The organism is Caballeronia sp. LZ003, assembly GCF_031451465.1.
Lineage (GTDB): Bacteria > Pseudomonadota > Gammaproteobacteria > Burkholderiales > Burkholderiaceae > Caballeronia.
On sequence record NZ_JARUXJ010000003.1, the window covers coordinates 1050854 to 1075552 of the forward strand.

At 63.7% G+C, this 24699-nt stretch carries 21 protein-coding genes; 3 read left to right on the forward strand and 18 right to left on the reverse strand.

The window, feature by feature from the left end; genetic code table 11:
• The first annotated feature begins 7 nt into the window (after positions 1-7).
• Positions 8-202: a YqaE/Pmp3 family membrane protein gene (locus QCE79_RS22175; RefSeq protein ID WP_244830248.1), complete on the forward strand. Its 195-nt coding sequence runs from the start codon at positions 8-10 to the stop codon at positions 200-202.
• Positions 203-221: 19 nt separating this feature from the next.
• Here QCE79_RS22175 and QCE79_RS22180 read toward each other — a convergent pair whose 3' ends face one another.
• From QCE79_RS22180 to QCE79_RS22210, 7 genes are all read right to left on the reverse strand, one after another.
• Positions 222-1964: an IlvD/Edd family dehydratase gene (locus QCE79_RS22180; RefSeq protein WP_309847995.1), complete on the reverse strand. Its 1743-nt coding sequence runs from the start codon at positions 1962-1964 to the stop codon at positions 222-224.
• Between the two features lie 60 nt (positions 1965-2024).
• The gene (yjfF, locus tag QCE79_RS22185; protein WP_309847998.1) at positions 2025-3113 is read right to left on the reverse strand and encodes a galactofuranose ABC transporter, permease protein YjfF; all 1089 of its coding nucleotides are present in this window, start codon (positions 3111-3113) and stop codon (positions 2025-2027) included.
• Positions 3110-4147 (reverse strand): ABC transporter permease, encoded by a 1038-nt coding sequence (locus tag QCE79_RS22190; RefSeq protein ID WP_250494290.1) that lies wholly within the window; start codon positions 4145-4147, stop codon positions 3110-3112. Before QCE79_RS22190 ends, yjfF begins: the two co-directional genes overlap by 4 nt.
• Positions 4144-5658: a sugar ABC transporter ATP-binding protein gene (locus QCE79_RS22195; protein ID WP_309848002.1), complete on the reverse strand. Its 1515-nt coding sequence runs from the start codon at positions 5656-5658 to the stop codon at positions 4144-4146. The genes QCE79_RS22190 and QCE79_RS22195 overlap by 4 nt, the downstream gene beginning before the upstream one ends.
• A 77-nt stretch (positions 5659-5735) precedes the next feature.
• Positions 5736-6671, reverse strand: a complete 936-nt coding sequence (locus QCE79_RS22200; RefSeq protein WP_370652268.1) for an ABC transporter substrate-binding protein — start codon at positions 6669-6671, stop codon at positions 5736-5738.
• A gap of 202 nt (positions 6672-6873) precedes the next feature.
• Entirely contained in the window at positions 6874-7848 is a 975-nt protein-coding gene (locus QCE79_RS22205; protein WP_250494288.1) for a LysR family transcriptional regulator, read from the reverse strand.
• Between the two features lie 44 nt (positions 7849-7892).
• On the reverse strand, positions 7893-8852 hold the full coding sequence (locus QCE79_RS22210; RefSeq protein ID WP_309848004.1) for a helix-turn-helix domain-containing protein: 960 nt from the start codon (positions 8850-8852) through the stop codon (positions 7893-7895).
• Between the two features lie 94 nt (positions 8853-8946).
• Here QCE79_RS22210 and QCE79_RS22215 point away from each other — a divergent pair, with 94 nt between their 5' ends.
• Complete coding sequence (locus tag QCE79_RS22215) at positions 8947-9666, forward strand: GNAT family N-acetyltransferase (protein ID WP_309848006.1); 720 nt, start codon at positions 8947-8949, stop codon at positions 9664-9666.
• A gap of 18 nt (positions 9667-9684) precedes the next feature.
• Here the strand turns inward: QCE79_RS22215 and QCE79_RS22220 are convergent, their stop codons facing one another.
• Positions 9685-11235, reverse strand: a complete 1551-nt coding sequence (locus QCE79_RS22220; protein ID WP_309848008.1) for a sensor domain-containing diguanylate cyclase — start codon at positions 11233-11235, stop codon at positions 9685-9687.
• Between the two features lie 514 nt (positions 11236-11749).
• On the opposite strand from QCE79_RS22220, the gene QCE79_RS22225 reads away from it, so the two are divergent.
• Positions 11750-13933, forward strand: coding sequence for an ATP-binding protein (locus QCE79_RS22225; protein ID WP_309848010.1), 2184 nt, complete (start codon positions 11750-11752; stop codon positions 13931-13933).
• A 242-nt stretch (positions 13934-14175) separates the two neighbouring features.
• On the opposite strand, the gene QCE79_RS22230 is transcribed toward QCE79_RS22225, so the two are convergent.
• The 10 genes from QCE79_RS22230 to QCE79_RS22275 are packed head-to-tail and all read right to left on the reverse strand — an operon-like array spanning position 14176 to position 24340.
• Complete coding sequence (locus QCE79_RS22230; protein WP_309848012.1) at positions 14176-15123, reverse strand: phosphotransferase; 948 nt, start codon at positions 15121-15123, stop codon at positions 14176-14178.
• 6 nt (positions 15124-15129) lie between these two features.
• A complete protein-coding gene (locus QCE79_RS22235; protein WP_309848014.1) occupies positions 15130-16086 on the reverse strand; it encodes a phosphotransferase in 957 nt (318 codons plus the stop codon).
• The gene (locus QCE79_RS22240; protein ID WP_309848016.1) at positions 16083-17390 is read right to left on the reverse strand and encodes a Zn-dependent hydrolase; all 1308 of its coding nucleotides are present in this window, start codon (positions 17388-17390) and stop codon (positions 16083-16085) included. Before QCE79_RS22240 ends, QCE79_RS22235 begins: the two co-directional genes overlap by 4 nt.
• Complete coding sequence (locus tag QCE79_RS22245) at positions 17365-18114, reverse strand: DeoR/GlpR family DNA-binding transcription regulator (RefSeq protein WP_244830234.1); 750 nt, start codon at positions 18112-18114, stop codon at positions 17365-17367. The genes QCE79_RS22240 and QCE79_RS22245 overlap by 26 nt, the downstream gene beginning before the upstream one ends.
• A gap of 40 nt (positions 18115-18154) precedes the next feature.
• The gene (locus QCE79_RS22250; RefSeq protein ID WP_309848018.1) at positions 18155-19690 is read right to left on the reverse strand and encodes an amidase; all 1536 of its coding nucleotides are present in this window, start codon (positions 19688-19690) and stop codon (positions 18155-18157) included.
• Positions 19691-19733: 43 nt separating this feature from the next.
• Positions 19734-20450 (reverse strand): ABC transporter ATP-binding protein, encoded by a 717-nt coding sequence (locus tag QCE79_RS22255; RefSeq protein WP_244830232.1) that lies wholly within the window; start codon positions 20448-20450, stop codon positions 19734-19736.
• The gene (locus QCE79_RS22260; RefSeq protein WP_244830231.1) at positions 20447-21172 is read right to left on the reverse strand and encodes an ATP-binding cassette domain-containing protein; all 726 of its coding nucleotides are present in this window, start codon (positions 21170-21172) and stop codon (positions 20447-20449) included. Before QCE79_RS22260 ends, QCE79_RS22255 begins: the two co-directional genes overlap by 4 nt.
• Positions 21169-22212, reverse strand: coding sequence for a branched-chain amino acid ABC transporter permease (locus QCE79_RS22265; protein ID WP_244830230.1), 1044 nt, complete (start codon positions 22210-22212; stop codon positions 21169-21171). The genes QCE79_RS22260 and QCE79_RS22265 overlap by 4 nt, the downstream gene beginning before the upstream one ends.
• Positions 22209-23081: a branched-chain amino acid ABC transporter permease gene (locus QCE79_RS22270; protein WP_250468144.1), complete on the reverse strand. Its 873-nt coding sequence runs from the start codon at positions 23079-23081 to the stop codon at positions 22209-22211. Before QCE79_RS22270 ends, QCE79_RS22265 begins: the two co-directional genes overlap by 4 nt.
• Before the next feature lie 14 nt (positions 23082-23095).
• Positions 23096-24340 carry an ABC transporter substrate-binding protein gene (locus QCE79_RS22275; RefSeq protein ID WP_244830228.1) on the reverse strand — a complete coding sequence of 415 codons (1245 nt, stop codon included), beginning with the start codon at positions 24338-24340 and terminating at the stop codon, positions 23096-23098.
• Positions 24341-24699 lie beyond the last annotated feature (359 nt).

A 24699-nucleotide genomic window follows, 5' to 3' on the forward strand; every position in this document is an offset into this window, starting at 1 on the left:
ACCGCATATGCGTCTCTTGCTCGCACTCATCCTTCCGTGGCTGCAGTTCTTCACGATCGGTCGACCGATTGCCGGCATCATTTGCCTGCTTCTTCAGATCACGTTGATTGGCTGGATTCCCGCCGCGATCTGGTCGGTCTATGCGCTCAGCCAGTACAACACCGAGAAGAAAATCCAGCGCGCCTTCGGAGCGCGCGGCTGACAGGCAGAACGCGCGGGCGTCAATGGGAATGGCGCGGAACATCGGCGCCACGGCATCCCACGAGAAAGTCGAAGTCGCAGCCCTGATCGGCTTGCAAAACGTGATCGATATACAGCTTGCCGTAGCCGCTCGTGTTCTCGCCCGCTTTGCGCGGTTCTTCCGCCCAGCGGGCGAGACGCGTCCTCAGCTCTTCGTCGCTGATGTCCAAATGCAGGCGCCCCGCGAAGCAGTCCATATCGATCCAGTCGCCTTCTTCCACCACCGCGAGCGGACCACCGGCGCGCGCTTCGGGCGCTACATGCAGCACCACCGTGCCGTAAGCCGTGCCGCTCATGCGGGCGTCGGAGATGCGCACCATGTCGGTCACGCCCTGCGCCAACAGCTTCGGCGGCAAGCCCATGTTGCCGACTTCGGCCATGCCCGGATAACCCTTCGGGCCGCAGTTCTTCATGACCAGGATCGAATCGGCGGTGACGTTCAATTCGGGATCGCCGATCCTCGCCTTGTAATCGTCGAAGTTCTCGAACACGACCGCCCGGCCGCGATGCTTGAGCAACGCCGGCGTCGCGGCGGACGGCTTGAGCACCGCGCCGTTCGGCGCGAGATTGCCTCGCAAAATGCACAGCGCGCCGTCTTCCACGAGCGGGCGGTCGAGTGGACGAATCACCTCGGCGTCGTGGATGGGCGCGTCTTTCGTGTTGTCCCAGAGTGAGCGGCCGTTGGCCGTCAGCGCGTCGGGATACGGCAGCAAGCCCGCTTCGCCCAGACGCCGGATCACGCCGGGCAAACCGCCCGCGTAGTAAAACTCTTCCATCAGAAAGCGTCCGGACGGTTGCAAGTCGACGAGCGTCGGCGTGCCGCGGCCGATGCGCGTCCAGTCGTCGAGTTCCAGGTCCACGCCGATACGGCCGGCAATCGCCTTCAGATGGATGGTCGCATTCGTCGATCCGCCAATCGCCGCGTTGACGCGAATCGCGTTTTCGAACGCCTGCCGCGTGAGGAGTTTCGAGAGCCGCAAGTCGTCGAGCGCCATCTCCACGATCCGCATGCCCGACATGTGCGCGAGCACGTAGCGCCTGGCATCCACCGCGGGAATCGCCGCGTTGTGCGGCAAGGTCACGCCGAGCGCTTCGGCCATGCACGCCATGGTCGATGCCGTCCCCATGGTGTTGCAGGTTCCAGCCGAACGCGACATGCCTGCTTCCGCCGACATGAATTCATGCAGCGTGATCTTGCCCGCCTTCACCTGCTCGCTCAGCTGCCACACGACGGTGCCCGAACCGATATCGCGACCCTGATGCTTGCCGTTGAGCATCGGGCCGCCGCTGACCGCGATCGCGGGCACATCGCAACTCGCCGCGCCCATCAGCAAGGCGGGCGTGGTCTTGTCGCAGCCGACCAGCAGCACGACGGCATCGACGGGATTGCCGCGAATGGATTCCTCCACGTCCATGCTGGCGAGATTGCGCGTCAACATGGCTGTAGGCCGCAGATTCGATTCGCCGTTGGAAAACACCGGAAACTCCACCGGAAAGCCGCCCGCCTCGAAGACGCCGCGCTTCACGTGCTCCGCGATCTTCCTGAAATGCGCGTTGCAAGGCGTGAGTTCCGACCACGTATTGCAGATGCCGATAATCGGCTTGCCCTGAAACTCGTGGTCCGGAATGCCCTGATTCTTCATCCAGCTTCGATACATGAAGCCGTTCTTGTCCTGGGTTCCGAACCATTGAGCGGAACGGAGCAGGCGTTTTTCATTGGGCATGACGGATTCTCGACGAGGGTGGCAGGGTGTGCGTGCTTATGTGCTGCTTATGTGCGTGCTTCAGGTTCTGGGGACCATCGCGAGCGGTTCGGCTTTGCTCGCGGCATCGGGCGGCAAAGGCGTGCGCGGCTCTTTCGATCCGATGCCTTCGCCGAGCTTCGTCCCATTCGATTTACGGCGCGCGGCATGACGTTCGATGACTCGCTGCAGCAGACAGAACGCGCACAGAAGCGCGCCGATCACGATGCGCGTCCACCATGAACTGAGCGTGCCGTCGAAGGTAATCAAGGTCTGGATGGTGCCGAGAATGCCGACGCCGAACACCGAACCGATCACATAGCCCACGCCGCCCGTGAGCAAGGTTCCGCCGATCACCGTCGCGGCGATGGCGTCGAGTTCCATGCCCTGCCCTTGCAGTCCGTAGCCCGAGAGCACGTATAGCGTGAACACCACGCCGCCGAGCGCCGAGCAGAAACCCGAGAGCGCATAGACGCCGACCTTGGTGCGCGCGACGGGCAAGCCCATCAGCAGCGCCGAGCGTTCATTGCCGCCGACCGCATACACGTTGCGTCCGAAGCGCGTGAAGTGGGCGACGAAGATCGCCACGATCAGCGTGACGAGGGCGATCAGCGCGCCCGTCGTGAGCGACGCGCCGCCGACATCCACATGAAAGGCGGACAGCGCGCGGAACGTGGAATCGGTGATGGTGATGGATTGCGTCGTGATGAGAAAGCAGGCGCCGCGCGCGAGGAACATCCCGGCCAGCGTGACGATGAACGGTTGCAGCCTGAAGAAGTGGATGAGCGCGCCCATCGCCGCGCCATAGCAGGCGCCGAAGGCCAGCACGAGCGGCACGATGATCCACACCGGCCAGTGCAGACGTTCGGCGAACACGGCGCACAGGATCGTCGTCAAAGCGACGACCGAGCCGACCGACAAGTCGATGCCGCCCGACACGATCACGAACGTCATGCCAATGGCGACGATTAGCAAGAACGCGTTGTCGATCAGCAAGCCGAGCAGCACTTGCAGCGAGAAGAAGCCGGTGTACATCACCGAGCCGAAGCCGAACAGAGCCGCGAACAGAACGACGGTGACGACGATAGGCAAGATGCGCGGGTCCGTCAGACGGTCGAAGAAACTTTTCATCGGGATGCCTCCGCGAGCGGCTGTTTCGAAGCGGACGGAAAGACGCGTCGCAACTGCCGCATCAGCACGGCGCGCGCGGTGGACGACTGAATCACGCTGACGACGAGCACCACCGCTGCCTTCACCACGAGCGTCGCTTCGGGCGGCACGCCGATGGAATAAGTCGTGTAGGTGAGCGTCTGGATGATGAGCGCGCCGAGCACCGTGCCTGCAAGACTGAAGCGCCCGCCGAGCAGCGAAGTGCCGCCGAGCGTGACGGCGAGAATCGCGTCGAGTTCGAGCAGGAGACCGGCGTTGTTGCCGTCGGCGCTGCGCACGTTCGAACTGGCGAGAATGCCCGCCATGGACGCCGTCAATCCGGAGAATGCATACACGCCGAACACGATCACGTTCGAGCGCAAGCCGACGAGCCGGGTTGCAACCGGATTCACGCCGATAGCCCGAATGAAAAGCCCGAGCGCGGTGCGATCGACGAGAAGCGCCGTGAGGATGAGCGCGCCCGCCGCGATCCACACGGAACACGGGACGCCCGCCAGATAGCCGCCGCCGACCATCAAATAAGCCTGCGCGCCGATCGGGATGATCTGGCCGCCCGTCAGCAACTGCGCGACGCCGCGTCCCGCAACCATCAGGATGAGCGTCGCGATGATCGGCTGCATGCCGATGAACGCCACCAGCAAGCCGTTCCACATGCCCGCGAGAACGCCGACCGCGAGCGCCGCCGCGATGGCAAGCGTCACGCGGGAAGGATCGTCGGCGAGGATCGTGGCGGCCGTCGCGCCGGCAATCGCGACGATCGCGCCCACCGAGATATCGATGCCGCGCGTCGCTATCACGAGCGTCATGCCGAGCGCGACGAGCACGAGCGGCGCCGCGCGATTCAGGATATCGACGGGCGCGCCGAACAGGTGGCCATCGAGCATGGCAATCGACAGGAACCGCGGGTTATGCGCCAGATCGAGCAGACACAGCGCGACGAGCGTCACGCATGGCCACACGAGCGGATGCTGCAAGACACCTTTGATACGGTTCATTGCGATCCTCCCGCGATCAGCCGATACACCTCGTCTTCCGAGGTCGTATGTCCCGCGACCTCGGCGACCTTGCGCCGGTCGCGCAACACCGCAATCCGGTGACTCACGCGCACGACCTCGCTCACTTCGGACGAGATGAAGAGAATGCCGAGCCCTTTCGCGCAGAGCGCGAGCACGCGGTCCATGATCTCGAACTTCGCGGCCACGTCTATGCCGCGCGTCGGTTCATCGAGAATCAGCATGCGCGGCTCCGTTGCAAGCCAGCGCGCGAGCAGCACCTTTTGCTGATTGCCGCCAGAGAGCAGACCGATAGGCTGCTCGGCATCGCGCGCCTTGATGCCTAGCTGCTCGATATAGTCTTCGGCGATCTCGCGTTGCTTCGCCTTCCGAATGCAGCGCCAAAGCCCGAGCCGCGCCTGAAGCGCCAGGATGATGTTCTCGCGAATCGACAGGTCCGCGACAATGCCTTCCTTCTTACGATCCTCCGGGCAATAGCCGATGCCCTGACGCACCGCATCGCGCGGCGAATGCAGCTTGACCGGCTTGCCGGACACCTTCGTCGCGCCTGCATCGGAACGCTCCGCGCCGAAGAGAAGCCGCGCGGTTTCCGTGCGCCCCGAACCGAGCAAGCCCGCGAGCCCGAGTATCTGACCCGGCTGCACGTCGAGATCCACGGGATTCATCAAGCCGCGACGGCCCACGCCGCGCATTTCGAGAAACGGCGCCGCCGCGCCTCGTTGCGCGGGCGGCTCGGAAGCCGCGCGCTTCAGGCGCTCGGTCATGCGTTCGTGGCCCACCATCTTCGACACGAGCAGTTCGACCGGAAGATCTTTCGCGAGATATTCGCCTTCGCGCTCGCCATTGCGCATGACCGTGATGCGATCCGATACCGCGTAGGTCTGTTCCAGAAAGTGCGTCACGAAGAGAATCGCGAGACCTGAATGGCGGAGCTTGCGCAACACGTCGAAGAGTCGCGTGACTTCGCCGTCGTCGAGACTGGAGGTCGGTTCATCGAGGATCAGGACGCGCGCATCGACCGACAAGGCACGCGCAATCGCCACCATCTGCTGCACGGCGATGGGATACGTATCGAGCGATTTCGTGACGTCCACCGAAACGTTGAGGTCCGCGAGCGCCTTTTGCGCCCGCACGTGGATGCTCTTCCAGTCGATCGCGCCATGCCGCTTCAACTGCCTGCCGGCGAAGACGTTCTCCGCCACCGAGAGATTCGGACACAGGTTCACTTCCTGATAGAGCGTGCGAATTCCGGCGGCTTCCGCTTCCATGGGCGCGGCGAAATTCACGGGACTGCCACCGAGCCGGATCTCGCCTGCATCGTGCTCGTGGACGCCCGTCAGCACATTGATGAGCGTCGATTTGCCGGCGCCGTTCTGCCCCATCAACGTATGAATCTCGCCCGGAAACAAACGAAAATCGACGTCGTGCAGTGCGCGCACGCCGGGGAACGACTTGGACAAACCGATGGTTTCGAGCACGGGTGTGTCGGTCATGGATATCGCCGGAAAGGGAATGAGTCGTCCATCGCGCTCACATGATGGCGCGATGGACGTGCGATGGCGCCCGAGCTTCAGTATTTGCGCTGCGGCAGCGTGGCCGCGGCGACGCTCATCGGGAAAATGGTCTCTTCGGTCACGATACGCTTGGGCAGTTCCTTGCCCGCGACCACATCCTTCACCGCGGTCATCAACTGCGGGCCGAGCAGCGGACTGCATTCCACATCCACGTTGATCTTGCCCGCGACCATGGCGTCGAAACCGCCCTTGGTTGCATCGAACGAGACGACCGTGATGTCCTTGCCCGGCTTCATGCCCGCCTCCTCCATTGCCTGAATGGCGCCGAGCGCCATGTCGTCGTTATGCGCGTAGACCACGTTGATCTGCTTGCCGTAGGTCTTCGCGAAGGCTTCCATGACCTGCTTGCCGCCAGCGAGCGTGAAGTCGCCGCTTTGCGAGGCGATCACCTTGAACTTGGGATCGTTCTTGATGACTTCGAGCAGACCCGCACGCCGGTCGTTCGCCGGCGCCGATCCCACCGTGCCCTGCAACTCGACGATGTTGATCGGCCCCTTCTCGTTCTTGTAGCGTTCTTCCAGCCACTTGCCGCCGCGCCGGCCTTCTTCGAGGAAGTCCGAGCCGATCATCGTCACATAGAGCGACTTGTCTTTCACGTCGATGTTGCGGTCGGTCAGGATCACGGGAATCTTGGCGTTTTTCGCTTCGATGAGAATCGGCTCCCAGCCCGACTCGACGACCGGCGAGAACGCGATCACATCGACCTTCTGCGCAATGTAGGAGCGTATGGCCTTGATCTGATTTTCCTGCTTCTGCTGGGCGTCGGAGAATTTGAGGTTGATGCCCGCGTCTTTCGCGGCGGACTTGACCGAGACCGTATTGGCCGTGCGCCAGGCGCTTTCCGCGCCGACCTGTGCGAAGCCGAGCGTGATCTTCTTGTCGTCGGCGTGTGCATTCACACTCGCGGCGAGTACCAGCACCGAACCAAGCATTGCGCCGAGCACCGCGCGTCGGGTCTGTTTCATGGCTGTCTCCTGATTGGATCATGTGCGCCGCGGCTCGAAGTCCGGGGTCGAAGGCTCAGGCTGAGCCCCGGGCAAGGTTAGCCCTCACTCCCATGATGGTCCAATCACTTATTCAGCGATCCCGATACCAATGTTGATATAGTGGAAAACGCGATTCGGGCTTACCCGGTCAGGCGCTCAGGGCATCGGCGGATACGCCGTATACTTCGGCGGCGGCGTCGTGAAGCGCATGCAGCACCACGGTCGCCGCGGGCGAAAGCGCATGCGCTTGCCGCGTAATGATGCCGAATGCATCCATGCGGCAAGGCAGGTCGATTGCAAGACGCTTGAGCGTGCCGAAGCGCTCGTATTGCCGCGCCACTTCATCGGGCATGACGGCGAGCATGTCGCTCTGCAACAGAAGGCTCGATATCGCCAGAAAGTTGTTGGTGTTGACCACATTCCGCGGCGGGTTCAGCCCAAGCTCCGCGAACGCCATGTCGATACGATGCCGCAAGACACTCCCCGGCGGATGCAGCACCCATTCGGCGTCGGCGATACCGCTCATGGTGAGCCCCGCAGTCTGTTCGAGCGGATGCCCGGGGCGCACCACCACGCACAGCGGTTCATCGGCGATGGGCGCGTATTGCACGGCGGGCTTCAGTTGCACGTGCTGCTGGAGCACGCGGCCGATCATCACGTCGAGTTGCCCCTGCGTGAGAAGCGGCAGCATGACATCGGAAGTCTCCACCTGCAGCCAGATTTGCAGTTGCGGATACTGCGCCTTCACGCGTCCGATGGCGAGCGGAACCATTCTGGCCGCCGCCGCCGCGATCACGCCGACGCGCACTTCGCCCACCAGACCGGCGCGCAAGGCGGCAATCTCGTCTTGCGCCTTGTTGAGATTCGACAGCACCATGCGCGCATGACGGATCATCACTTCGCCGTAGAGCGTCGCCTGCATGCCGTGCGGCGTGCGATCGAAGAGACGCACGTCCAGCACATCTTCGAGTTCCTTCAGAAGCCGCGATGCCGCTGGCTGCGTCATGCCGAGGACATCGGCGGCACGGCGCACGTTGCCCTCTTCCTCCATCGCGGCGAGCAACAAGAGCTGGCGCGTCTTGAGCCGCGCGCGCACGAACCAGTTCGAGTGTCCCTGTGTCAATGCCGTCTCCCGGTTTTATGTTCGTGGTCGCCCGATGCCTGGCGTTATCGCCCGGCGCGCAACTCGCGCACGCCACGGCCGAGCCTGCGGCGCAGCAAGGTGCGCAAGGTCGCCGTATCGGCATAGCCGACTTCGCTTGCAATCTTCTCGATGTCGTAGCCGATAGCGACGAGGTGCTGCGCGCGTTCTATGCGCAAATCCTGAAAGAATGCCAGCGGCGACTTGCCGAGCACCGACTCGGTACGGCGCTGCAACGTGCGCGGCCCGACCGACAAGGCACTCGCCGCCGCCTGAAGCGAAAAGCCCGCCGCGAGATTGTCGCGCGCCCATCGCTCGAAACGCGCGACCAAAGGGTCGGCATGCGCGAGATGATCGGGGATGATGTATTCCGCCTGCGACGCACGCTTGTCGATGAGCATCATGCGAGCGACACGCGTCGCCAGTTCGGGACTCGCCTGACGCAGCAACCATAACGCGAGATCGAGATGACCCATTGCGGAGCCCGCCGTGACGACGCCTTGCGATGCGACGACCATGCGCGAATCGTCGAGCATGACGGCCGGATAGCGCTGTCGGAAAAACGGTGCAAGCGACCATGTGGTCGTGGCCTTGCGATGATCGAGCAAACCGGCTTCGGCCAATATGAACGTGCCGATGCACGCCGCCGCTACGCCCGCGCCCGCAGCGTGCCGCGCTTGCAGATAAGCGATCGCCTCGCGCGTGTCGCGACGCTCGAGCGCCTCGGCAAGCCGCTCCGGCTGCCTCACGTTCAGCGCGGGCACGACGATCCAGTCCGGCGACGGCGCGCTGCTCGCCAATTCGACCGAAGTCGACAAGCCATGCGCGGTGCGAACACGTCTGCGCATGCCGATGAGCCTCACCTCGAACGGTGCGGCCTCGAACCCTTGCGCGGCGGCCACTTCATTGGCCATCGAAAAGGTATCGAGAAACACGGTCAGTCCGGTGTCGAACAGGCCATCGAGCGCGAGGATTGCCAGTCTCATGTCGCAAATAGTGCTAATAATGTCATTTGCGACTATAGCCCCGTGCGCCCGGGCCGTCTAGACTGCACGGCAATCACACGCCATTGGAGCGCCCATGAGCCATCCGAAACCTACCGACCTCGACCGCCCTATCTGGGAGGCGCTGACGACCCGACACGCACACCTCGCGCTCGGCGACACGCTCGTTCGTCGATATCATCCCGACGTCGCGCCGTTCGCCGCGCTGGCAACCGCAACGCCGGATGCGTATGCCGCCCTTCACCGCCTTCTGCAGCCCGGACAGCAAGTGGCCTTGCTCTCCACGGAGCCCTTGCCGTCATACGATGCCTTGCAGATAACGCGTGTCGGCATCCTTCATCAGATGGTCGCGAACACTCGCAAAGCGCCCAAAGCCGCAAGCGTCGAAAAGCTGGATGTGATCCGACTCACGCAGGCAGATAACGACGACATGCTGGATCTTGCCGGAAGAACGCGGCCCGGGCCGTTCTCCGTGCGGACCCGCGAGACGGGCAATTACATCGGCGTGCGAGACAACGGGCGGCTCATTGCAATGGCCGGTGAACGCCTGCATCTAGATGGTTACGTCGAGATCAGCGCCGTATGTGTCGATGAAACGCATCGCGGCAGAGGCCTTGCCGGGCGGCTCATGCAGATCCTGCAACGAGAGATCGAGGCGCGCGCGGAGACACCGTTCCTGCACGTGTTCAGCGACAATCTCGCGGCTATCGGTCTGTATGAACGTCTTGGCTTCGAGTTGCGGCGCGCGTTTCATCTCGCGCGAGTCGAGCATGCGGCCTCGCGCGAATCGATTTGAAGCATCAGGCGTCAGGCATCAAGGCGCGGTGCCGACCGGTTCGCCGCGCCGTTTCTCGGATACAGCCGCGAGCGTCACGCGATTGCGTCCGCCGCTCTTCGACACATACAAGGCTTCGTCGGCGCGGCGCATGGCGTCGTCGATAGTCGAGCCGCTATCGGGTCGAGCCACCACCACGCCGATGCTCACGGTCGTCGGAGGAAATTGCTGGCGAAGTCGCGCGCCGTTCGAATTGGCCACATCGATACGCATGGCCTCCGCCACCGCCTCCGCGCGGCTGCGGGTGCAGTCGGCGAGCGCCACGACAAACTCCTCGCCGCCGTAGCGCGCGACTAGATCGTGCGGTCCTCTCGCATGCTTCACGAGACATTCGGCGATGAACTGCAACGCCCGGTCGCCGGCTTCGTGGCCGTGTGTGTCGTTGTAAGCCTTGAAGCGATCGGCATCGACGAAAAGCAGCGCGACCGGATAACCTTCGCGCGCCGCCGAGGTCCAGAGTTCGTCGAGCGCCGCATCGAGCTTGCGGCGGTTGGCGACGCCGGTCAGACCGTCCGTGTCCGCGATCTCGACGAGCTTCGCCTGCGCCGCGTCGCGCTGGCGCACCGCGAAGACCAGCAGCCAGACCACGATGGTGAACGCGCCCGCCACGGCCACCACCAGCGTGCCGATGATGAGCGAGTGCTGCTGCCACTCCGAGGTCACGTCGTCCTTTCCGAGCGCCACCATCATCACGAGATTGCTGCCGCGCACGCGCGCAAACGTCATGATGCGGTCGACGTTGTCGACGGGCGAGCGCGCGTCGAACGAGCCGCTCTCGACGCCGAACATCTTCGAGAAGATCGGCCAGCCGCGAATGCTGCTGACGCTGCCTGGACGCAGCTTCGGATTGCGCGCGACGATGTCGCCATCGCTCTGTACGATCGTCGCCGCGCTTTCGTGGCCGAGCCTGATGTCATCCACCAGTTGCTGGAAGTAATCGAGGTTGATGGAGATGAGCGCGACACCGCCGAAGCTGCCATCGGCTTTGGAGATCCGCCGGCTGAGGGCAATCGATGGCGCGCCGTTTCGCAGACGCGACGCGTACGGCTTAGAGATGAAGAGCCCGACATTCGGATTGGCGCGATGCACCGTGAAGTAATCCCGGTCGGAGAGATCGACGGTCGGAAGAAGCCGCGCCCGGCCCTGCACGATCCGGCCGTGTTCGTCGAGCGCATAGATGCCGCTGATATAAGCGGCGGTGGTTGAACGGTCGAAGAGAATCTGCCGGCGCAGTTCAGGCGGCAGCTTCAATATGGTTGGGTCCGCCATGCCGTCGACGACGGCCTGCAGCGAGAGATCGTAGATTTCGAGGTTTCTCGACATGTCGCGCGCGAGCGCCACCGCGACGTTCGCCGACGTGCGGCGCGCCTTCGCGATGGCTTCCTCGCGGCTCGAGATCAGCACCGCGACGGTGGCGATCAGCACGATGACGCTCGCCAGTGTCGCGCCGAGCGCAACCAGCACCGAGTGTCTGTCGACCCACGATGCCGGGCTTTCTGCTCGGACGCTCCTCTTGAACCACGGTCCCAACGATTCTCTCCTGCCGAACCCCGCCACGCGACGCTCGACGACTCGCTTTCTTATTCGTTGCTAAAGAGCCGGTTTAGCGGACTTCTGCTCGCTGTCCGCGCGGCTCGCATCAAGGTTTACGGCCAGATTGCGCAACTTTTGAGCCCGTGCCGGCCAAACGATGAACGCGGAGTTTACCGGAGCCCGAGCCAAGCGCCACGGCCATTCCGCTGCCGCCTAGCAATCAAAAAACCACAGGCAATTAAGTCGGCAACAAGCCGTGCTACCATCAACCGTATGAGTATTATGAAATAGTAGGTACGTCTTACGACGTCCAGACCTTCCCCGTTCGCCTGACAAAGCCCCCTTCGGCACGATGCGAGCAAGCTTAGCGGAGCGAACATCCGCAGCTAGGAACCAGGCGTGATACGGGGAGGAGGTCGCGGGCGCGCCACCGCCAAGGAATTTGAATCGATGTTTCGCGCAAACATGTGCCGGCGTCGGATGACTCCCCTTAGCGTGACCGGGGTGTTTAATGACTGAGTTCGCGACTCAACATTCGGACCCGTCGGACCGGGTTTCGTTTCCTCCGCTCAATTTCAGGGCTGCCCGCCGGCGGCTCGTCCTCGCGCTGACCGCCTCGGTGGTCGTGCCGCTGAGTCTGTCGGCGCTTTACGCCTACTACACCTACGAACGTGCGGTCGCGGAGCAGTCGGAGATACTCAATCGGCTGGCGTGGGTCGCGGAAGGGAAACTCACCAATCTGCTCGACTCGAATCGCGACCTCATCTCGCGCGTCCAGGACGTGGTCGGAACGGCTGACGAGCGGCAGATTCTGCGCGAACAGGCAAGCCTGCACAGGAAACTCGAAGCGCTCGTCGCCAATCATCCGCAGGTCGTCGCGCTCTCCATCGTCGATAAAAACGGCCAGTTGATCGTCAGCAGCCGCTTCTCCCCGACGCCCGACGTCTCTATCGGCGACCGCGGCGACTTCATGGCGACGCGCGCGGCCTCCTCGCAGCTCTATGTCTCGCTGCCCGAGCGCGGCCGCGTTCAGGGCACCGATATCGTGAACACGCTCGCCGCCCGGACCGCTCCCGACGGGCGCTTTCTCGGCGCCATCGTCGTTTCCCTGCATCGCTCCTACTTGCTGCAGTTCTATCAGCGGCTCATCGCCGAAACGCCCGCGTTGACGGTCGGCCTCTATCGCGCCGATGGCGGCATTCTGCTTCGCCTGCCCGCGCCACGTCTGGCGAACCCGCCACCGAAGCACGAGCCTCTCGCGGCCGCGTTCGCGCGAGGGGCGGAACAGGGCATCATCAAAATCGATTCGCCGCTGGACGGCACCCGCAAGATGCTCGCGTACCGGCGCGCCGGGCAGTACCCCGTCTACGTTTCCGCCGGCTACGCAATCGACGATGTGGTCAGCAACTGGTTGCGCGACGACATGTCCCTCGTGGCCGTCGCGCTGATTCCTTGCATGTGTCTGTGCGTGCTGATCGTGTTTTCGCTGTGGCGTCTTCGCGCGGAGGAAACCTCCTGGCAGAACTGGCGGCGCGAGCTGTCGCGGCGCCGCTCGGCGGAAGCAGCCACGCGCAAGATGCAGCGCATGGGCGCGCTCGGCAATCTCGTCGCGAGCGTCGCCCATGACTTCAACAATCTGCTGATGGTCGTGACGGCCAACATGGAGATCGTCCGGCGCAAGAACTACAACGGCGTCAAGAACGAGATCGATGCAGTGGAGCGCGCCTCCACGAGCGCGCGGGCGCTCGCGCGCCGTCTCATGAGCGTGGCGCGCCGACAGCCGTTGCAGATGCAGACGCTGCTACCCGGCGCGTGGCTGCTCGAAACCGAGGCGCTGATCCGCTCGGCTGTAAGCAGCAAGGTCGCCGTGCAGATCGAAGTGGCGGAGGCGTCGTGGCCGATCAAGGTCGATCCGTCGGAGATCACTTCGGCGATCATCAACATCGCGGTCAATGCAAAGGACGCGATGCCGCAAGGCGGCACGTTTATCGTTCGCTGCAGGAACGTGGCGTTATCCCAAGGGCGCTACGAGCTCGAAGCCGGCGAGTATGTCGAATTCTCCTGCCAGGACAGCGGCACCGGCATGACGCGAGAAGTCGCGCAGCACGCGTTCGAGCCGTTGTTCACGACCAAGCAGGCTGGCGCGGGAACCGGGCTCGGCCTTGCACAAGTGCTCGCCATGGCCGAACAGGCGGGCGGCAAGGCACGCGTGGAAACCGATGTCGGGCGCGGCACCACAATCTTCTTCTACCTTCCGCACTGGACGGCGGGCGTCACGGAAGCATCGCCGGCGGAGCGCGAGGGTGCCATCGAACCGGGCGGCGCGAAGTCCACCATCCTGCTCGTCGAAGACAACGAGGAAGTGGCGGCGGGGCTCGTCGCCGTTCTCGATGTGCTCGGCTGGAGCGCGCGCCACGAGCCTTCCGGCGATGCCGCGCTCAAGGTGCTGGAAGAAGGCCTCGAATTCGACCTCGTTCTGTCCGACATCCAGATGCCCGGAACTTGCGATGGCATCGGCCTCGTCGAATGGATCAAGCGGCAACGCCCCAAGCAGGCCGTGACGCTGATGACGGGTTATGCGGAGCATCTCGAACAGGCGCGACGGCTCGGTGTCGCCGTGCTGTCGAAGCCGTTCAACGCGGACGATCTGGACATGTTGCTCAAGGGCGTGGCGCTATCGTCACGCCATGCGTGAAACTTGAGCGTTGAATTTCGAACCGGCGTTCGCAAGTTTTCTCAAGTCCGCGACCTTTCGGTCGTTAATCTGGTCACGGATTGATTGTGCAAGAGACTGCCGCTGATTCAGGCGATCGTCAATCACATAAAGCGCTGCAGTCCCAGGGGGTTGTCAAAAGTCTGATTCGCTGCGTGGCGACTTGAAGGGCGTGCGAGAGCACGCCCTTTCTTTTGGACGGTCGTAACGCTCGATGACTTTCTTCAAAGGCTGCGCAACCAGTCTTGCCAATGCGGCGCCTCGATCACCGAGCGCGCGCGCATGAACTTCCACGCGCCGTATTTGGCGTAGTCGAAATCGAGCGTGGAGATTTCGTTCTGCAACATGGACCAAGTGGCCCACTTGATATCGGCGAGCGCCTTGTGCACGGTGACGCGTGCCATGACGTCGTTGCTCACGCGGCCGAAGTATGTCTCGACCAGTTCCGCTTCCACGTCGGCCGTGAAGAACATCTCGCCGGAGAGCGCGCCGATGTCATAACAGCGGTCGTTATTCGATGCGTATTCGTAGTCGATAAGCAAGATTGTACCCGCGTCGTCGCGCAGAAAATTGCCCGGCATGGGATCGTTGAAGCACGGCACGATATCCAGTCCCGATGCCTCCAGCGCCGCGCGCGCCTCGCGATAGCGCGCGTGAATCAGCGCGAAGTCGGCGGGCAGCGTGCCGCCTACTTCATGCACTTGCGCGACGTGTTCATCGATCAGATCGAAAATGGTCTTCGTGAGCGGCAATGGCGGCGCGCCGTGCAGCGTGCGATACGCGTGCATGACCGAAGCGCGCACGTTGCGCTCCAGAAAGTCGCGGTTCGAGCAGGTCGCGCGGCCTTCGACGAAATCGTTGATCTCCACGCCCTGCTCGAAAGCATAGTCGTAAAGACGCGGACCAATGCCGATCTGCTCCGCGAGCCGGCTTGCGGCAAACGCAGCCTTGCGGTCGATGAACTGCTCCGTGCCCCGGCCCGGCACCTTGACGAAATAGCTTTGCGCTTCGCCGTCGACCCACACGCGCCAGTTCGTGTTGCTGATGCCGCCCAACACGGGCGCATAGCGCAACGCGCGGCCCGACCACGGTTCGATCCTTGCAAGCACCGCTTCCACCTCGCGCTCGGCGTCGCACGCGGCGGCGCCAATCGTCTTGATCTGCATGAGCATGACCTCTCAAATCGATGCCGGCGCGGCGTCGAGGTTCCAGCGCGGCAGCGCCATGGAGCAACGCAGCAACCGCCATTGCGCATACTTGAGGAATTCGACGTTGCGGCGCGGCGAGTCGCGGTCCATGCGCATGCCCCACAAGCCCCAGCGCAAGTCGTCGCCGAACGCGTAGGCGCGGCAGCGCGCGAGCATGCGTTCCGAGGCGGCGCCCATCGACATTTCGATGGCCTGCATCCAGTCGTGTCCGAAGCCAAGCACTTCATTCAACGTGACGGCCAGGTCGAACGCGGGATCGGTGTTCGCGGCTTCGTCGAAGTCCACCAGCATGAGCGCGCCATCGTCGTGCAGCATGACGTTCGATGTCACGCCATCCGCGTGGCAAGGGCGAACGTCGGCACCGGCCGCGTCGATTGCCGCGCGCAAGTCGCCCGCGAGATCGACCCATGACACCTGATCCGGCGTCAACGGCATGCCTTCGGCAAGATGTTCGATACGCTCGAAAACGTTCGTCGTGCGCGCAAACGCGGGCAGCGAATGGATGGCGCGCTTCGCTTGCAGGAGCGCGTCGAGCGTGGCGGGTCGTGCGAGATCGTCGAGATGCGCGGTGCGCCAGCCGTCATCGAGAAAGTCGAAGACGGTCGCGCCGTGCGCTTCGCTCACGTAGTGCGCCGCCGGCGCGATACCCAGCGATGCCGCCGCTCGCGTTGCAAGAAACGACGCGCCGGTATCGATGGATTCCGTCAGATCGCCGTGCGCCACTTTCATGAAGAACGTCGCGCTGTCGTCCACGCGCACGCGCCAGGCGCTATGCGACACGCCGCGATGCATCGGCGACATGACCGGCGCAAACGCGGGTTCGTGGCGTACGTCGACACCGCGCCATGCATCGATCGAGGCGATTGCCGCTGCGGCCGCTCTGGCCGCCACTTCGGCGGGGTTGCGCTCGCGCGCGGTCGTGTTCATCGCCGAGGCTCCCAGGCGGCCGCCGCGACCGGGTCGCCGCGCGATACACACAAGCGATACGCCGCGCCCATGAGCACGGTCATGCCCGTGTCGAGGTCCTCGCCATGCGTCTCTTCGTTCTCGTTATGCGCGATGCCGCCCACGCTCGGCACGAACATGAGCCCGGTCGGGCAGACATCGAGCAGGCTCAACGCGTCGTGGCCCGAAATGGTGTCGATGTCGCGGCTCTGCACGCCCGCCGCCCGCGCGCAAGTCCGCACGAGATTGCCCACTGCGGGCGGCAGTTCTCGGATCGGCCGGCTCGTGCGGCTCAGGATTTGCACGCCCACGTTCGCACGCTTCGCGGCTGCGTCGATGCACGCGAGAATGCGCGCTTCGGCTTCGCGAAGAATGGCGTTATCCACGGCGCGCAGTTCCACGGACAAGTCGGTTTGCGCCGGCACCACGTTCGGCGAGTTCGGCTGCACGACGAGCCTGCCGACAGACGTATGGATGCGCTCCGGCCATTCGTCCGCGATGGCGCGCACGTCGCAGATCAACTGTGACGCGGCGAAGAGCGCGTCGCGCCGCGCGTGCATCTTGGCGGGCCCCGTGTGCGCCTGCTCGCCCGTGAAGCGCACGTCCATTTTCGCGGCGCCCCAGTTGCGCGTCACCACACCGACAGGCACCGATTCGGCTTCGAGCAAACCGCCTTGCTCCACATGCATTTCGACATAGCACGCGGGCACGGGCGGCGGCGCATCCACGCCGTCATGACCGATGGCGGCAAGCGCTGCGCCGAGCGTCACGCCGTCGTCGTCGATACTGGCGAGGGCATCGGCCACGGCGATCTTGCCGGTGAACGTGCCGCTGCCAAGCAGGCTCGGACGAAAGCGCGCGCCCTCCTCGTTCGTCCAGTTCACCGCGCAGAAGTTGGCGTTGAAGGATGCGCCCGCGCGCTTGGCCAGCATCAGCCGGCGGCCCGCCTCGAACGCGGCAAGCACGCCCAGCACACCGTCGAAGCGTCCGCCGCGCGGCTGGCTGTCGAGATGCGAACCCATCATGACGAGCGGCGCATCGGCCGCGTCGGTCAGGGTGAAAACGCCGAACTGGTTGCCCACCGCATCGGTGACGACATGCGCGCCGGCATCGCGAAGCAGCGTGGCGAAGGCATCGCGCGCCGCGCCGTCTGCCGCGCTCGCACAGAGGCGCGTGACGCCGCCCGTCTTCAAGCCGCCGAACGTGGCAAAGCGCGTCAGCAAGGCCGCAAGCGTACCCGGTTCACCCGCGCCGAGCGCCTCAGGCATGAATGATTGTGATGTCATGCTCGGCGAATTTATCCATGAAAGGCTTGGGCGGCGCGCGGTCGCACACCACCGTGACAGGTTGGGAAATGGGAAAGGTGTTGAGATAAGCTTCGCGCCCGAACTTGTCGATATCCGCGAGAATCACCGAATGACGTGTCTGCGACTTGAGCACGCCGCGCAAATTGGACTCGTGTTCCTCGTAGTCCATCCAGCCGTGCTTCAGGTCGCACGCCGCGATGCCCATGAACGCGGCATCGTAGAAAAAGCGTCTTGCATAGGCGAGCGTCTCGTAACCCACGAGTGCGTTGTCCTTGCCGCGCAACATGCCCGGCGTGAGGTTGACGCGGCTCACGCTCGTGCCGAGCAAGAGCGCGATGTTGATGGAGTTGGTCGTCACCGTCACGTTACGGCCGATCAGCCGCCGCGCGAACGCAATGGTCGTCGTGCCCGAGTCGATGAACACCGACATGCCGTCTTCGATGAGCGGTTCCGCAAGTTCCGCCACGCGCGCCTTCCCCTTTACATTGACCTTGCCGCGTTCGGTCACGGGCCGCTCGACATCGAGCCGTGGCAACACGGCGCCGCCGTAGATGCGGCGCAGCAAGCCGCTTTGCTCCAGTTCCTTCAGATCGCGCCGGATGGTTTCCTCGGCGACGTCCAGTATCTTCGCGAGCGGCGTAACCGAAACGCGGCCCTCGTCGCGAAGGCGGGTGAGAATTTCTTGGTAGCGGTGCTCGGACATGGTCTCGTTACTGGAAACTGCCTCGTCTCTCGCGCGCTCCTCAAGCGGTCAGTTCGGGGACGCGCCGATGACGTCCGGCGACCTCGTAATCGTAAGCCATGGCGAGCAGCGCCGGCTCGCTGAAGCGCCGTCCCACGAAGATCAGGTTGAACGGCGAACCCGATTCGTAATAGCCGGCGGGAATGGTCACGCCGGGCAATCCGGCGATGTTGATTTCGCAGACCGTGGTCTCGTGCAGCGTCTCGGTTCCCTCGCGCGGCGGCAAGGCGTCGCGCAATTGCGGGAATACGAGGCCGTCGAGCGCGTGCTTCGTCATCACGTCTTCGAAGATGGCGAGATAGGTTTCGCGCAACGCATAGAAGGCATCGATGACAGGCGGCGCGGCTGCATCGCGCAGATTGGCGGCCATGTCGGGCAGGCTCGACATATAGGTCAGCACGCCCGTTGCGCCGAACGGATCTTCGGCGCGCGTCGCTTCGACGAATTGCGTCCATGTCGTGATGGCGTTGCCGGTTCCCAGGCGTTCGAGGTACTTCTGCATGTCGTAGGGCAGGCTTTCCATGCCGCGCGCGTCGAAGTAATCGGAGCCCGGCGCGGGCATGCCGAGTGCCGCGAAGCCGCTGCCGGCGAAGGGATCGTCGACGAGCACCGCACCGCGCGCTTCGAGTTCCGCCTGCGCGCGCTCGTACAAGTGATGCGTCTCTTCCGACAACGCGCGATCCCGCCATCCCGGTCCGTACAAGCCTAGACGCTTGCCCTTGAGCGCATCTTCACGCAGTCCCGCGGCATAGCCGCCAGCGGGCTTCATGCCGACGCCCGCCACCGTCTTCAAATCTTCCGCCGAGAATCCGGCCAGCACATCGAGCGTGAGCGCGGCATCGCGTACGCATCGGGCGATCGGACCGACGACATCGCGCGTGCTGCCCGCAAGCGGCATCACGCCGGCATTCGGCACGAGCGCGAAGGTCGGCTTGATGCCGACGAGCGCCTGCGCCGACGCCGGATTCTGGATCGAACCGCCCGTTTCTTCCGCGAGACCGAGCACCGCCATGCTGCCCGCCACGGCGGTGGCCGTGCCGGCGCTGCTGCCGCCCGGCATGAACGCGGTATCGACGGCATTGAGCGTCGGACCCGCCCAGCTATCGTTGGCGTGCGAGCCGGTGGCACTCAGCACCGGCACGTTGGTCTTGCCGAGGATCACGCAGCCCGCCGCGCGCATGCGGGCGACGACCGGCGAATCCGTCGATGGCATCAGGTCCACGCCGCCCGTCTTGCTGTAGAGCAGCGTCCAGCCGCCGGTCGTCGGAAAGCCTGCCATGTCCATCGTGTCCTTGACCACGACCGGCACGCCAGCGAGCGGCCCGAGAGCCTCGCCAGCGGCGCGGCGGCGGTCGATCTCGCGGGCATCGTCGAGCGCGGCGGGGTTCAGGAAGTTGAGCGCCACGTAGCGCGGGTTGTAGGTCGCGATGCGATCGAGGAACGCGGCCGTCAGCGTCTCCGACGTGAACGCGCCGCTCGCAAAGCCGGCCTGGACTTGTTCGACCGTCAGCTCGGTTACATCGATAGTTTTCGTCATGATGTTTGATCGCTTGCTTATGGATTGGCGGAAGGAAGGCGCGTCAGGCAATGCCCGCGAACTCGTCGAGCATGGCGGGATCGGTGACGATCTCGGGCGGAATCTCGCGCGTGACCGTGCCTTTCTGCAGGATCAGAATGCGCTCGGACAGCGACGCGATGAAGTTGAGGTTCTGTTCGACCAGCAGCACGGTCAGGCTGCGTGCTTCGGCCACGCTCTTCAACGTGTCGATGATTTCATCGATGATCGATGGCTGGATGCCTTCGGTCGGCTCGTCGAGCAAGATGATCTTCGGGCCGCCGCACAGGCATCGCGCGAGCGCGAGCAATTGCTGTTCGCCGCCCGACAGCGCGCCGCCCGGCCGGTCGAGATAAGCCTTGAGCCGCGGAAAGAGCCCGAGAATGTCCTCGATGGTTTCGCCTTCCGCGCGCTTCGACAACAAGCATCCGACACGCAGGTTCTCCATCACCGAAAGCTGCGGGAAGATCTCGCGCCCTTGCGGCACATAGCCGATGCCTGCTTTCGCCCGCGCCGTCGCCGACAGATGCGTGATGTCCGCGCCGTTGAAGCGCACGTGTCCGGCCGTGGTCGGCAAATGGCCGGTGAGCGTGCGCAAAAGCGTGGTCTTGCCCATGCCGTTATGCCCGAGAATGCCGACGCGCTCGCCTTCCCTCACCGTGAAATTGACCTGATTCAGAATGGGAATGCGCCCGTAGCCCGAACAGAGTTGCGAGACTTCGAAGAGAATCGTGTCGCTCATGCCGCGCGCCTCCCGAGATAAACGTCCTTGACGCGCTGATCGGCGAGCACCGTATCCACGGAACCCTCCACCAACACCGCGCCCTGCGAGAACACCGTGACCGTGCGCGCGATCATGCGGATGAACTGCATGTCGTGCTCCACCACCACGAGCGCCTGCGTGCGGTTGATTTCCTGGATCAGCTCCGCCGTGCGATGCACTTCGTCGTGGTTCATGCCGGCGGCGGGTTCGTCGAGCAGGATGAGTTCGGGTTGCTGCGCGAGAACCGTTGCAATCTCCACCCACTGACGCTGACCGTGCGCGAGCTGGCCCACGATACGGTCCGCAATGCTGTCGAGCTTGAGCCGCGTGAGGGTTTCATCGACGATGCGCCGCGCCTGCGCTATCGACTTCCTGCGTCCCGCGCCGATGAACACGTTCTCGCGCACCGAAAGCCCGTTGAAGACATTAGGCACCTGCGTCTTGATGCCCACGCCCAGCCGCGCGATCTGATGCGGATTGCTGCCGGTCACGTCGTTGTTACGAAAGTGGATGCTGCCTTCGGTCGGCTTGAGCTGCCCGGTGAGCATCTTGAAGAAGGTGCTCTTGCCGGCGCCGTTCGGTCCGATCAGGCAGCGCAGTTCGACTTCGCGCAAGGAGAAGTCCACCTCGCGCACGGCGGTCACGCCACCGAAACGCATGGTGACGCCCTTGGCCTGAAGAAGCGGAGGAAGCGCGTTCATGGGCGTGATTCCGGGTTGGCCGCCGCGTTGGGCGCCACGGCCTTGACTTCTTTCGATGAGCTGAACACGCGCAACATCGCCGAGCGCACGACCGGCACCACGCCCTGCGGCACGAGCAGCACGAAGGCCACGAGCACGATGCCGAGCCCGAGGCTCGGGTCGATTACATGCTGCGTGCCCGCCACGTTGATCAGATACTGGATCGCGACCGCGCCGAGAATCGGCCCGATGAGCGTGCCGAGCCCGCCGATCAGCACGGAGATAATGACCTGCGCGGACATCGTGAGCGCGAACACGGTCGGGCTGATGAAGCCGCCCCAGTTGGCGAAGAGACAGCCCGCAGCCCCCGCGATGCCCGCACCCGTCACGAACGCGAGCAGCTTGAAGACGCGCGGGTCGTAGCCGATCAGCATGGCGCGCGTTTCGTTCTCGCGGATCGCCACGACGACGCGGCCGAAGCGCGACGCGAGTATCCACTTGAGGAGCGCATACGCCACGATGAGCGTGCCCATTGCGACATACCACACGCCGATCTGATCGAGCGGCTCGTCGGGCGCGCCGGGCGGCGCGAGCACGGGTATGGCGGGAATACCGTTAAAGCCGCCGAGCACCGCTTCGCCGATGTGATACTGGCTGCCCGAAGTCGAGTTCATCAACTCGAACAGGATCACGGACACGGTGAGCGTGATCACGCCGATATACGCATCGCTGATACGCCCGAAGAACATGAAGTAGCCGAGCAAGGCCGCGAACAGCATGGGCGCGACGATCGCGAGCGCGGCGGAAACGGTGGTGTCGCCGAGATTGATGGCGGCAATGGCATAGGTATAGCCGCCGATGCCGAGGAACGCCGCCTGCCCGAACGAGAGGATGCCGGCGTAGCCCCACACGAAGCCCTGGCTCAGGCCGTAGACCGCCATGGCCGCGAAGAGCGTAGCCTGCATCACGCCGAACGCACTGATGGTTTTCGGCAACGCGAACATGACGACGAGCGCGACGATGATGACGGCGCCCGCGCCGCCCAGACGAAGCGATTTCATGAACTGCGCCTCAGGAATCGACCAGTGATGCCTTGCGGCAGGATGCGGATCAGGAGCACCGCGGAAGCAAGCAGCGCGATGTCGCCGATGACCGGCGTCGACAGAAACGACACGATCTCGTTGATGAAGCCGAAGAGACCCGCCGCGAGCCCGGTGCCCGCGATGATCGCCGGACCGCCGCCCAGCACGGTGATGAATGCCTTCGCGATATACGCGGCACCCATGCCCGGCGATACACCCGAGATCGGCGAGAGCACGCCGCCCGCGAGTCCCGCGAGCGCCGCGCCCAGCGAGAACGTCGCCATGTATACCGCCGACGGCCGCACGCCGAGCGACGCGGCCATCGCCGGATTCTGCATGGTGGCGCGCAGGATCAGGCCGAAGCGCGTCTTGCGCAGGAGCAGCAGCATCGCGACCATCACGACCACGCAGACGCCTATCAGCACGAGGCTATAGGCGCTCACGTGATACTGCCCGATCGAGAAACTGCCCACGGGCATGGGCACCGACTTGATGACGTTGCCGAAGATCGACGTAATGAGCCCGATCAGCCCGAGACTGATACCCCAGGTCGCGAGCATGGTGTCCATCATCCGGCCATAGAGAAAGCGGATGATGACGCGCTCGAACAGCAGCCCGAACAGTCCGACCACGATGGGCGGCAGGATCAGCATCGAGATCCAGATGTTGATCCCGGCCGTGCTGGCCGTCACCGCCGTGTATGCGCCGAGCATCATGAACTCGCCGTGCGCGAGATTGATGATGCGCATCATGCCGTAGATGACGCCCAGCCCGATCGTGATCAACGCGAGCGTGGCGATGCCCGTCAGCACGTTGAAGGCGAGCAATCCCACGAGATCCGTTGCCATCGCTTCGACTCCGCTCAGACTTGCGGCGTGAACTGCTTGTTGGTGCGCGGCGACTTGATGAGATCGCACGCACCGCCGGTATCGGACGGGAACTGGTCGTTGAAAGTCTGCAGGATCTCCCACTTCTGGTTCTTCGGACGCGCGAGATAAGCGTTGCGAATGGTGTGATGCGTGGCCGGGTCCATCTTGACCTTGCCCGAAGGCCCGTCGATGGTGATGCCCGTTTCGAGCGCCGCCACGACCTTCGCCTGCTCCACGGAACCGGCCTTCTTCACCGCTTCCGCCCAAAGCATGATGCCCTCGTACGTCGCGGTATCGAGTTCGCCGAGGTCGGTCAGACTCGGGCCGTATTTCGCCTGCATGCCTTTGACGAAGGCATCGGCGGCGGGCGTGCCGAGGTTGTTGTAGAACCCGAAGCAGGTGATGATGCCGTCGGTCGTCGCGGCATCCATGGTGGTGAGTTCGTCGCCGAGACCGAACACGGTCGCGCCGATCGGAATCTTCGACTTCATGCCGGCCGCCGCCCATTGCCTATAGAAGCCGACGTGGTTCGCGCCGACGAGCGCCGAGAGCACCATGTCCGGCTTGGCTTCCTGAATGCGGCTGATCGTCGATGAAAAATTGGTGACATCGAGCGGAAAGAAGTCCGTAGCGACCACCGAGCCGCCTGCGGCCTTCACGAACTTGGTCATCCAGCTTGCGGTGATATGACCGTAGTTGTAGTCGGCGGCGATGATATAGACCTTCTTGCCCCAGTTCTTCATCGCGTAGTCGACGATATGATTCACCGTCTGCGCGGGCGTCGTGCCGGTACAGAACACGTTGCGGTCGCACACGCCGCCTTCGTACTGCGTGTTGTAGAAATAAAGCGTCTTGCTGCGATCGAAGATCGGCCGGATGGCTTCGCGCGACGCCGAGGTAATCCCGCCCTGAATCACGTCCACCTTGTCTTGCAAGACGAGTTGCTGCGCGTACTGCGTGTAAAGCTGGATGCTGCTCTGTGTGTCGTAGGCAATCAGCTTGATGGGACGCCCAAGCAGGCCGCCCTTGTCGTTGATCTGATTGACGGCGAATTCGGTTGCCTGAATCATGCGACGGCCTTCGAGGCCGAGCGCACCGGTTCCGTCGAGCAGGCTGCCGAGCTTGATCGGTTCGGCCGCCTGTGCGCTACGGGTCACGTAAGGCCCGACCAGCGCGCCGACGGCTGCCGCCGCACCGAACTTCAACGCTTTACGACGTGATCCGGATTCCATTGTCATCTGTCCGCTCCGCATGCGAGATGTGTGTGATCTGCCCGGTTCAAGTGTACGAAGCCAAAATAAAGCAAACTATTTGTCAATAAAAACCACAGAACGGGCAAATCGGGCATCGACTTGGTATGAGGAATGGACTTCATTCGACGCGATGGCCGCAAGTCGGCTCATCGGTTCGCAAGAGGCCGAGCGCTCGTAGGCCCTGCGCGCGGTGAGTCCGCCCCTCAAGCGCAAACGCGGCTTGCGTTCGAAATCGACGATGTCGGCATCACGATGCGTGGTTAGAGCGAAGGCGGCTCGGAGCGACAGCGGCGTGTCGGCAATGCTGCGTTCAAGGCCAACACGACACGACATTCATCGAACAT